The sequence below is a fragment of the Shewanella sp. TC10 genome (assembly GCF_009663145.1).
Lineage (GTDB): Bacteria > Pseudomonadota > Gammaproteobacteria > Enterobacterales > Shewanellaceae > Shewanella.
Genome location: NZ_VKHR01000111.1, coordinates 1 through 2,937, shown reverse-complemented (window position 1 = coordinate 2,937; position 2,937 = coordinate 1). Strand labels below are relative to the sequence as shown.

The window sequence follows — 2,937 nt, the reverse complement described above, 5'->3', positions numbered from 1 at the left end:
CGAAGGTGCCACGCTGTTTAGCCATTTCTTCTGGCTTTTTCTTACCCATTGCACGGCGGAGCATATCTGCGCCGTGCAATGGGTAAGAAAAAGCCAGAAGAAATGGCTAAACAGCGTGGCASCTTCGAAGCAGGGGCTATTAAAAACGGTGTTGATGGCCCGCTGTCGATGAAAATCTTCGATTTGGTAGAAAAGTTCGCCGGCTACGGTTTCAACAAATCTCACTCTGCAGCTTACGCTTTAGTTTCTTATCAAACGCTATGGTTAAAAACCCATTACCCTGCTGAATTTATGGCCGCGGTTATGTCAGCGGATATGGATAACACCGATAAAATTGTTATCTTAGTTGATGAATGTGAACGTATGGGCTTGCCCATTATCCCACCTGATGTGAATAAGGGCTTGTTTAAGTTTACTGTCGATGACGATCTAAATATCGTTTACGGAATTGGCGCAATTAAAGGTGTGGGGGATGGCCCTGTTGAATCGATTCTGAATGCTCGTAAAGATGGACCATTTACCGATTTATTTGATTTTTGTGCTCGTATCGACCTTAAAAAGCTTAATAAACGCGTTATCGAAAAACTGATTTGTGCAGGGGCATTGGACAATTTAGGTCCCCATCGCGCCGCGATGATAGCAACACTTCCTGAGGCTATTTTAGCCGCAGCCCAGCATGCAAAAGCAGAGGCGATAGGTCAAAATGATATGTTTGGCCTATTAAATTCTGAGCCAGAAGACAACAAACAAAGCTTTGTTGAGTGTGCGACCTGGCCCGATAAAGTATGGCTTGAAGGTGAGCGAGATACCTTAGGCTTATACCTTACTGGTCACCCGATAAATCAATACTTAAAAGAGTTAAAGCAATATACCTCTGGACGTTTAAAAGATGTTCATCCCACTGACCGTGGTAAAACCATGAAGGCGGCAGGCTTGGTGATTGCGACTCGTGTGATGATCACTAAGCGTGGATCAAAAATGGGCTTAGTGACACTAGATGATAAAAGTGCTCGTTTAGAGGTGATGTTATTTACCGAAGCGTTTGAAAAGTTTAATCACTTATTAGAAAAAGATCGTATTTTGATTTGTGAAGGTGAAGTCAGTTTTGATGACTTTGCTGGCGGCAATCGAATGACGGCACGTAATATTATCGAAATCGGTGAAGCGCGCAGTCACTTTGCCAATGCTGTTGAGATTAACGTCACTGCTGATGATATTGATCAAGCTTGGCTTGAGAAATTTGAACAGGCCTTAACGCCGTGGAAAAATGGCAGTGTGCCTGTGGTAATAAATTACCAGCAGCAAGAAGCTGCTGGGCAATTAAACCTAGGCGATGAATGGCGAGTCAATCCAACGGATGAGCTAATGCTGGCGATTGAAAGCCTTGTTGGCTCGAAAAACGTTAAGATAGTCTTTTAGTTAACCTTTCGTTAGTAAAAAGGTAAGCATTAATTAACTGAGCAAACTCAAGGTTAACGTTAAGCTAATAGCTAAGTTAGTCACCAGTGTACTAACTATTTCAATAACTAGCGCAATAACTAATCCAATAACTAATGCAATAACGAGTTGAATAATCATAGGTACCAACGATGACAGTAAATGAAATTAGTAAGGCTATTGAACAACATACTTTAGCATTGCTGTCATCTAATCTGCAGCCTAGTTCAGATACAAAGCCGCCACTTCAGCAGCTAAATCAGCATCAACTCCGTTCGCATCAATCAAGTCAGCATCAATCAAGCCAACAGCAACCTAAGTTAGTATTAGCTTACAGCGGCGGGGTTGATTCAGAGTGTTTGGCCTATGGATTAAGTGCCTTTGCTCAGCAGCACCCGCATATTCCTTGTTTGCTGGTGCATGTACATCATGGCTTGAGCAAGAATGCTGAAACCTGGGTAGAGCACTGTTTAACACAAGCAAATAAGTACCAGCTTCCGATCCAGATTGAGCGAGTAAAATTAACCAAATCCCCTCGACAAAGCTTAGAAGCCATAGCGAGAGATGCGCGTTATAGCGTTTTTAAAAAGTATCTCAATCAAGGAGATATTCTATTAACAGCTCACCATCAGGATGACCAACTAGAAACCGTACTGCTTGCATTAAAGCGCGGTCAAGGTCCTAAAGGTTTGGCTGCTATGGGAGCCATTCAGTGTTTTAATCAGCACTCTTGGATTGTGAGACCATTGCTTGATATTTCCAGAGCGCAAATTGAGTCCTTTGCATCTTCAGTAAAGCTTAAGCATATCGAGGATGAAAGTAATCAAGATGAGCAGTTTGATCGAAACTTTTTACGCCAAGATATCATTCCTCGTTTAAAGCAGCGCTGGCCGAGTATTGCAGTCACAGCAGCACGAAGCGCAAACTTATGTGCTCAGCAACAGCTTGTCATAGAACAGGAAGTGAATAATCGCTTACCTGCTTTTATCGATACCAGTGTTAGTAGCAAGTATCCTGCGTTTAAGTTAATGGAATTAAAAAACGAGCCAGCCCAATGGCAAAGCTTATTGTTTCGAGGTTATATTCAAAGCCAACAATTCTCTTTGCCGTCGCAGTCTCAACTCGAACAAATTCTTGAGCAAGTGCTGAATGCTGCAGACGACGCTAAAGTTGATGTCCACTGCGGTGATTATTCGATAAAGCGCTTTGCAGGGCATGCGTATATTGTCCCTGTCGCTAACGAGAGTTGCTTAAAAGCACAACAGGCTAAAACGATTGATGAGTTATCTGCTTTCATTATAGCAAGTGGTTCTGAAGGGGCTAAAAGTCTTAACGTTCAAGAGTACCAAGTAAAATTGAGTCACGATGGGGTTAGATTACGCTTGCCTAATATTGATAAAGTGGCCGTTGTTTTTGGCGCGAAGGGGAGTACTCGTTGTCAGCCTCATTTTAGAGATAAAGGGCGTGAACTTAAAAAAATATGGCAAGCTCTTGCCATAT

At 42.5% G+C, this 2,937-nt stretch carries 2 protein-coding genes and 1 pseudogene; 2 read left to right on the top strand and 1 reads right to left on the bottom strand.

What is annotated here, in order from left to right:
* Positions 1-49: hypothetical protein (locus tag FNZ24_RS21985; protein WP_416384860.1), on the bottom strand; the 49-nt coding region annotated here is incomplete at its 3' end.
* Here FNZ24_RS21985 and FNZ24_RS21255 point away from each other — a divergent pair.
* Positions 43-1,419, top strand: a pseudogene (locus FNZ24_RS21255) (OB-fold nucleic acid binding domain-containing protein); the annotation flags it as partial. The gene FNZ24_RS21985 and the pseudogene FNZ24_RS21255 overlap by 7 nt on opposite strands.
* Positions 1,420-1,589: 170 nt before the next feature.
* On the top strand, positions 1,590-2,937 hold a 1,348-nt coding region (tilS, locus tag FNZ24_RS21250), incomplete at its 3' end, for a tRNA lysidine(34) synthetase TilS (RefSeq protein WP_153916800.1).